Here is a 369-nt window from a genome sequence, read left to right as displayed (position 1 = left end):
ATCAGCTCACTGCGAGTTCCACCACGCCCTCATTCAATCGCACCGGCCACACCTGCAATCGCTGGTGTGGCGACTCCAGGCACTGGCCGTCCTAGTACGCGAAGGAGAAAGGCATTACGCCGCGTGATTGCAGCAAAGAGCAGTGGGATTTCTCAGCTGTAATGCGGTTTTATGTGGGAGGGGGCTTGCTCCCGATAGCAGTGGTTCAGGCATACCGATGTCGACTGACACACCGCCATCGGGAGCAAGCCCCCTCCCACATTTTGACCGAGGTGTATCAGCTCACTGCGAGTTCCACCACGCCCTCATTCAATCGCACCGGCCACACCTGCAATCGCTGGTGTGGCGACTCCAGGCACTGGCCGTCCT

2 pseudogenes are annotated in these 369 nt (G+C 59.1%); both read right to left on the bottom strand.

The features are described from left to right. Position 1: 1 nt before the first annotated feature. Positions 2–91, bottom strand: a pseudogene (locus tag AOA61_RS32125) (nitrite reductase (NAD(P)H) small subunit); the annotation flags it as partial. A gap of 186 nt (positions 92–277) precedes the next feature. Continuing rightward, positions 278–369, bottom strand: a pseudogene (locus tag AOA61_RS32120) (nitrite reductase (NAD(P)H) small subunit); the annotation flags it as partial.

The sequence above is a fragment of the Pseudomonas sp. 2995-1 genome (genome assembly GCF_002742505.1).
Lineage (GTDB): Bacteria > Pseudomonadota > Gammaproteobacteria > Pseudomonadales > Pseudomonadaceae > Aquipseudomonas > Aquipseudomonas sivasensis.
The sequence above is the reverse complement of the archived record's forward strand: the minus strand, read 5'-3'. Positions and strand labels throughout refer to the sequence as shown.